A 6,345-nucleotide genomic window follows, 5' to 3' on the forward strand; every position below is an offset into this window, starting at 1 on the left:
ACCGGGAGGCCTATCGCGTGGTGCTTCGTCGTCCTGGTTCAGGCTGTCCTAGTTCAGGACGAGGAGTTTGCGCGCTTCCGGGGAGATGGTGTCGACGATGTGCGTCGGCAACTCCTTCCAGTCGTAGAACGGCTGTTGCGTGGGCAGCGCGAACTGACTCTGCACGGAACGCCGGGGCCGGTCGGTCTCGTTCTGGCCTCCCGCGTGCAGCAGATGCGCGTTGAAGATGACCACGGCCCCGCGGGGAGCCGTGATCCGGATCTCGTCCGGATGAGGCTCCAGGGGGTCGATCATGCGCGAGAGGAACGGCTCCCCGGTCAGGTGGCTCCCGGGCAGGGCACGGGTGGCGCCGTTGGCCTTGTTAAACTCGTCCAGGCACCAGATCGTGTTGCAGGTCAGGAACGGCCTGCCGCGTCGCCGGTCCAGGTCGTGCAGGGGCTGAAGGCCCGAACCGCTGTCGGAGCGGCGGGCGTTCATCAGGTTGAGGATGATCTCCGGCCCCAGAACCCGGCGGGCGGCCTCCAGCACGACCGGTTCGACCGCGGCCTTCTGGAACAGTGGAGAGAACCTCAACAGGTTGTCCACGAACTGGACACCCGGTTCCTCGGCGTACTGATGGATCTTGCCGCGCTCCCCGAGCCAGATCGAGTCGATCGTCTCGCTCCAGAGATCGCACTCGGCATCCGAGAGGACGCCCTCGATCACCGTGTAGCCTGCCTCGTCGAGCTCTGTGCACTGCTGCGTGGAGAGCAGTCGCGCGCTCATGCGAGTCTCCTCCCGGGACCGGACCGCGCAGCGGTCGGCGATCCCTTCGTCACGTGACAACCTTGGCGTGGCGCGATCAGGACTGCGAGATCTTGTCCGAGGTGAACAGGCTTGCGGCGTCCGTCTCCGTGAGCACTCCGGAGTAGAGCCGGACCTGGCCGACCGATCCCGGCCACTGGTCGGCGACCTCGTCACGGAAGCGGGCCTGGCCAAGCGCGAGACCGCCCTCGGCGCGCCAGGCGGGCCAGTTCTCGAAGAGCGCGGCTGTGCCGGCGTCCTTGTTGCCGGGTATGTAGATCCGCACCTCGCCGGCCTCAAGGTCATACACGCCCACCACGAAGACCCAGGTGTCCAGCTCCGAGGGGGCGATGGGCTGCTGGCCGTGAGCGTGCACCCACTCCACGGGGCCGGTCTCGCTTCCGTCCACGGGTGCGGCGGTCATGTTCCAGTGCAGCTGAAAGGAAGGCTCCTCGTCGGCAGCCGCCTGGTTGATGAGCCGGGCGCCGAGGTAGAAGGGGCTGTGCGAAGGACCGTCCTGGCTGACCGCGGTGACGGCGAACCACCCGGGCTGGAGGGCGAGTTCACCACCGAGGGCGCTGCTGTCGAGGCGCAGCCACGCGGCCACGGAGAAGCTCTTGTCGGACTCGACGATGGGCGCGTCGGAGGTCAGCCACTGCGATGCCCCGTCGAGCGCGACCGCCCCGCCGAAGGTCGCACCGTCCGTCCAAGAGGGGGCACCGGTCAGGCGCAGCGGGTGTCCTTCGCCGGAGCTGTCCGCCGCCTCGGTGCCTGATGCCTCGTCAAGCTTCCACCATCCCTTGAGTCGAACCGGCTCCTGCGTGCCGGATGCGGATATCGCGCTCTCGGTCATGTGACGCCCCTTTTGATGAGCTAGATCGACTTGAGGTGCCGTGTCAGATTGCCATGAAGTCGCCATGTCCGCTAGATCAAGTTGGACTGATCGATCACGGTGAGGTTTCGTACGACAACTGGCGCCACTGTTTTGGGCGGTTGATGGGCGGGAGGATGGTTGGAGGGTTCACGAATTGTTCACAGAGGGCGAACAAGGGACCCCGGGAACGAGAAAGTCTGACCGCCTGTCAGATACAACTCTGGGTGTGTGGCGGTCACGTAGCGCGAGCTCTTTGGGTTCTTCGGCATGAATGGCTGACATGTGGTTGTCTCGCTGCTGACGACACGCCATGATCGTGATGCAGCTTGTGAGTTGGCCCACCGGTGGAATGGACTGCGCAGGAGGTTGCTCGGTGAGTTGGGCCCATTCGGCTCTCGTGGCCGAAGTGTACGAGTTTCACCTTCCCGTCGGTTACTCGAACGGAGACGTGGAGTACTACGAGCGCGCACTGGCCGGGGTCACCGGGCCGGTATTGGAACCCGCCTGTGGGACAGGACGTGTTTTGATTCCGCTTCTCCAGGCCGGATTCCGGATGGAGGGCAATGACCACTCTCCGGCCATGATCGACTCCTGCCGCAAGAACTGTGAGCAACTCGGACTTCCCGAACCGCCATTGCACACGGCAGACATGATTTCCTTTGTGCGCCCCGAGCGGTACGAGGCCATAGTCATGCCGGCTGGTTCCATCCGGAATCTCCCCGGCAGGGACGCCACCCTGCAAGCACTGCGGGCCTTCCACGCCTCGCTCGCCCCCGGCGGACGCCTCGTCCTGGACGTGGCGGCACCGCGCATGGTGCAGGGGATCCCGCCGGTCGAACTGCATGAGGAGGGGCCTTACCTGTGGTCCGTCCAGACCATGCGCTTCGACTACAACCCCGTGGAGAACCGGACCTCCCAGCTCGTCCGGTACGAAAAATGGTGCGACGGCGATCTCGTCGTCACCGAACTGCACCGCTTCACCCTGCAATACTGGGGACTTCAGGAGTTCGAACAACTCCTCGGGGCGGCCGGGTTCACGGACATCCAGGTCACGGCCGACTACCGCGAAGGCAGCGAACCGGACGCCCGCAGCGGGGACTGGACGTTCCACGCCACGCGCGCGTGAGCGCGCCGCGGTCGGCTGCCGATCGCCGCGCATTCAGCCCAGCCTCCCCAGTCCGCCGTGCCGAGCGGCCTGGGCAATCAGTCGCACCTCTGCCGCACTAGGAGTAGTTATGGACACGCGAGAGAACACCGAGTCGGTTGACATCACGTCCAGGGCGAGCGTCGAGGAGTTCCTCGTGTCCTCGTGGCGGCATGCCCTGAGCCTCGAACACATCGGTGTGGAGGACAACTTCTTCGAGATCGGCGGCGACTCGCTGGTCGCCCTGGAGGTGCTCGTGGCCATCGACGAGGCCATCGACACCGATGTCACAATCACGGACCTGTACGAGCGGCCGACCATCCGGGAACTGGCCGACTTCATCACCGGCGTGGGCGTGGGCTGACCCGTCGAAGGCCCAGCGGCGGCACCGTCCAGCGACGCGGGCCGCCGCCCCGCGGGCCGCTGTCGGGCCGCCTCGAAACGCGCCCCCGAGGACCCGGTGGCCATCCGGGAAGACCGGCCCCGCGCCCGACAGACGCTGCGGTACGGTCCCCCTGTGATCAATCAGGACGGATACTTCGGAGATCGGGTGGCCGAGCAGTACGACCGGCCCTCAAGCCCCATGTTCCAGCCCAATGTCATCGAGTCGACGGTCGACGTCCTCGCGGAACTGGCGGACGGCGGCCGCGCGCTGGAACTGGGCATCGGGACAGGCCGAATCGCGCTGCCGCTCGCCCGTCGGGGCGTTCCGGTTCACGGCATCGAGCTGTCCCAGGCGATGGTCGCCCGCATGCGGGCCAAGCCTGGGGGCGACGCGATCGGTGTGACCATCGGTGACTTCGCCACCGCCACGGTGGACACCCGGACGGACGGGCCTTTCACGCTCGCCTACCTCGTCTACAACACGATCATGAACCTCACCAGCCAAGAGGCCCAGGTTGACTGCTTCCGCAACGTCGCCGAGCATCTAGTCTCCGGAGGCCGCTTCGTCATCGAGGTTATGGTCCCTGAACTGCGCCAACTCCCCGCCGGACAGCATCTCGTGCCGTTCCGCGCCAGCGACACTCAGTGGGCCTACTCCGACTACGACGTCACCACTCAGGCCATGACCTGCCACTACATCGAGGTCGCCGACGGCCGCGGCGAACACCGCGCCGTCCCCTTCCGGTACGTGTGGCCTGCCGAACTCGACCTGATGGCGCGGCTCGCCGGACTGCGCCTGCGTGAACGCTGGGAGGGATGGACGAAGCGGCCCTTCACCCAGGACAGCACCGAGCACGTCTCGGTCTGGGAGAAACCGGCCGCCTGACCTGCTGAACGCTGCGCCCCGGCCAGGCCGCCCGCACGGCGCCCGGCCGGCAGGTCTCCTTGCAGGCCCCGGTCCGGGTGAGCGCTCAGTACGCCGGAAACGCCCAGCCTCCGGGGTAGTAGGGCTCCCTGATGCCTCGGAAGGCGGTGGACGCGCGCGCCAGCGCCCCGGGGCGCAACTCCTGTACGAGGCCGGCCGCCCCGAGCGAGGCGAGTGTCGTGCCCCCCAGGAAGGCCGCGCCGAGTTCGGCCACGCTCAGCCGAAGGTCCGGCGCTGCCCCGGTGCGCTCGCACGTGGCCTTGTCGTTGTCCGCCGCCAGACGGAAGCGGGCGGTGTTCCACGGACAGAAGTCGTCCCTGACGTCCATCACGAGGTCCAGCGGGGTGGTGTAGCGGCGTCCCGCGAGCGCCCGGTCGACGTCGACGAGCCGCGCCCACAGCCTGTCCACCTCCGACGACTGTACGGCCCGCTCGTCGGTGAGCAGGTGGGGGAGGGGCTCGTCCGTCGCCCCCTCGAACTCGATCCACGTCATTAGGTCAATCCCGGCGAGAAAGCGCCACAGTGCCGCGTACGCCTGCTGGGAGACCGCCGCCAGTTCCACGACCTGCACCGTGCTCGTGCTGGCACCGTAGATGTCCTTCCCGCTCTTGAACCTGTGGAGCGAGTAACCGGTCGTCCGTCCGTCCGGCTCCTGGTGCAGGACGCAGCGCAGGGCACTGGCACCGCCGCGGACCACCGGATGGTCGAACAGGCGGTAGTTCCAGAAGCGTTCGGTGCGGTCGGTCCAGCCCACCGCGGACGTGCGGACCGACTCGTAGACGGACTCCAGCAGCGGACGGGCCTCCTCGGGCCCGGCCGTCCGGATGGCTCCGCCGCCGAAGTCCGTGGCGGGTCGGAAGCGCATGGCGCGCTTGTCGCAGCGCAGCCGTGCCCCGCGTGAGGCCGAGGCGTATCCGTACCGGCCGTAGATGGTGGCCTCCGACGGGCGCAGCGCGGCGATCGGTTCACCGCGCTCGTGCAGGTCGTCGAGCTGCTTGCGCATCATAGAGGTCAGGATGCCGCGACGGCGGTGAGTGGGAGCCACGCCGACCCACGTGACGCCCGCCACCGGGAGGACGGCTCCCGGGACGGTCAGCTCGCGGCTGTAGGCGGCCGTGCCGGCGACGGGGGCGGCGCCGTCGAAGGCCGCGATGGTGCGGTCCAGTTCGATCACCCCCTGTTCGTTGGCGAGTTCCTCGTTGGACAGATCGCTGCCGTAGGTGTCCGTGACGACCCTGGCCCAGGCCGGGAACTCGTCATGAGTGATGGGGCGAAGTGGAAATGGATCACGCATGGGTCATGTTTAACGCATGATGGGGCCTGGCGAATCGGTATCCGGCAGAAGCGTGTACGGCTGGCGCGACGGCCGGTCGATCTTGAAGGTGATCGCGCATGCCTGCGTCTCCGAGCACCGCACGGGCCCTGAACGAACAGTCCGTCCTCCGACTGCTGGACAGCGAGGGCGCGTTGACCGCAGGGCAGCTCAAGACGCTGACCGGTCTCTCCCGGCCCACCATCTCCGACCTTCTGGAAAGACTGCGGGGTTCCGGCTGTGTCAGAGTCGTCGGCGAGACGGGCGGGCAGCGCCGCGGCCCCAACGCCAAACTGTACGGAATCGCCACCGACTTGGCGCACCTCGCGGCGCTCGACGTACGCGCCGACGGATTACGCGTCGTCGTCGCCGATCTGTCGTGCGCATCACTGTCCGAGACAACACTCCCTTTGAGTGATGGGATCGAACGGGCGGCCCCCCGGCTCGTGGCCCTGCTGGGGTCGACCGGTCCCGGCATCACGCGTTTGCACAGCGTCAGCGTGGCCGTACCGGGACCGGCCGACCCCGGGGCGTTCGAGCCGCGCGATCTCACCAGTCCACCCGCCTGGCTCCACGAACTGGTCACCGCCCTCCAGGAGGAGCTGAGGGTGAACGTCGTCGTGGCGAACGCCACCCAGCTGGCCGCCGTGGCCGAACACCGGCTGGGCGCGGCGCGCGACCAGGACGACTTCGTGCTGCTCTGGCTCGGCCAGTGGGTCAGCCTGGCCGTCGTCTTCCGTGGCACGGTGCGCTGTGGAGCGACGGGCGGCGCCCAGCAGATCGGCTTCCTTCCGGTGCCGGGCAGCCGCAGGGTGCCCGGCGCGACGGACCGCGGTGTCGGCTTCCACGCGCTGGTCGGCGCGACCGCGGTCGGTGACCTGGCGGCCGAGCACGGCTTCGGCGGCGCCGCCGAAGCCGCCGTC

7 protein-coding genes are annotated in these 6,345 nt (G+C 67.9%); 4 read left to right on the forward strand and 3 right to left on the reverse strand.

What is annotated here, in order from left to right; translation table 11 throughout:
• Nucleotides 1–48 precede the first annotated feature (48 nt).
• Both ACFWN1_RS30610 and ACFWN1_RS30615 read right to left on the reverse strand, forming a co-directional pair.
• Entirely contained in the window at nt 49–765 is a 717-nt protein-coding gene (locus ACFWN1_RS30610; protein WP_384369133.1) for a phytanoyl-CoA dioxygenase family protein, read from the reverse strand.
• Nucleotides 766–841: 76 nt separating this feature from the next.
• Nucleotides 842–1,636: a LamG-like jellyroll fold domain-containing protein gene (locus tag ACFWN1_RS30615; protein WP_384369136.1), complete on the reverse strand. Its 795-nt coding sequence runs from the start codon at nt 1,634–1,636 to the stop codon at nt 842–844.
• A 469-nt stretch (nt 1,637–2,105) separates the two neighbouring features.
• Between ACFWN1_RS30615 and ACFWN1_RS30620 the strand changes: the two genes are divergently transcribed.
• From ACFWN1_RS30620 to ACFWN1_RS30630, 3 genes are all read left to right on the forward strand, one after another.
• Complete coding sequence (locus ACFWN1_RS30620) at nt 2,106–2,783, forward strand: class I SAM-dependent methyltransferase (RefSeq protein WP_384369140.1); 678 nt, start codon at nt 2,106–2,108, stop codon at nt 2,781–2,783.
• Nucleotides 2,784–2,892: 109 nt separating this feature from the next.
• Entirely contained in the window at nt 2,893–3,165 is a 273-nt protein-coding gene (locus tag ACFWN1_RS30625; RefSeq protein ID WP_384369143.1) for a phosphopantetheine-binding protein, read from the forward strand.
• 153 nt (nt 3,166–3,318) lie between these two features.
• Entirely contained in the window at nt 3,319–4,071 is a 753-nt protein-coding gene (locus ACFWN1_RS30630) for a class I SAM-dependent DNA methyltransferase (RefSeq protein WP_384369146.1), read from the forward strand.
• A gap of 85 nt (nt 4,072–4,156) precedes the next feature.
• Here the strand turns inward: ACFWN1_RS30630 and ACFWN1_RS30635 are convergent, their stop codons facing one another.
• A complete protein-coding gene (locus ACFWN1_RS30635) occupies nt 4,157–5,404 on the reverse strand; it encodes a GNAT family N-acetyltransferase (RefSeq protein ID WP_384369149.1) in 1,248 nt (415 codons plus the stop codon).
• Nucleotides 5,405–5,502: 98 nt separating this feature from the next.
• Here ACFWN1_RS30635 and ACFWN1_RS30640 point away from each other — a divergent pair.
• A partial coding sequence (locus ACFWN1_RS30640; protein WP_384369151.1) for an ROK family transcriptional regulator occupies nt 5,503–6,345 on the forward strand: 843 nt, incomplete at its 3' end.

This window comes from Streptomyces sp. NPDC058459 (genome assembly GCF_042721685.1).
In the GTDB taxonomy this organism is placed as follows: domain Bacteria; phylum Actinomycetota; class Actinomycetes; order Streptomycetales; family Streptomycetaceae; genus Streptomyces.

Bases quoted from the DNA above. Each gene is read 5' to 3' on its own strand.
- ACFWN1_RS30610 (WP_384369133.1), bottom strand. From the start codon at position 765: ATGAGCGCGCGACTGCTCTCCACGCAGCAGTGCACAGAGCTCGACGAG.
- ACFWN1_RS30615 (WP_384369136.1), bottom strand. From the start codon at position 1,636: ATGACCGAGAGCGCGATATCCGCATCCGGCACGCAGGAGCCGGTTCGA.
- ACFWN1_RS30625 (WP_384369143.1), top strand. From the start codon at position 2,893: ATGGACACGCGAGAGAACACCGAGTCGGTTGACATCACGTCCAGGGCG.
- ACFWN1_RS30635 (WP_384369149.1), bottom strand. From the start codon at position 5,404: ATGCGTGATCCATTTCCACTTCGCCCCATCACTCATGACGAGTTCCCG.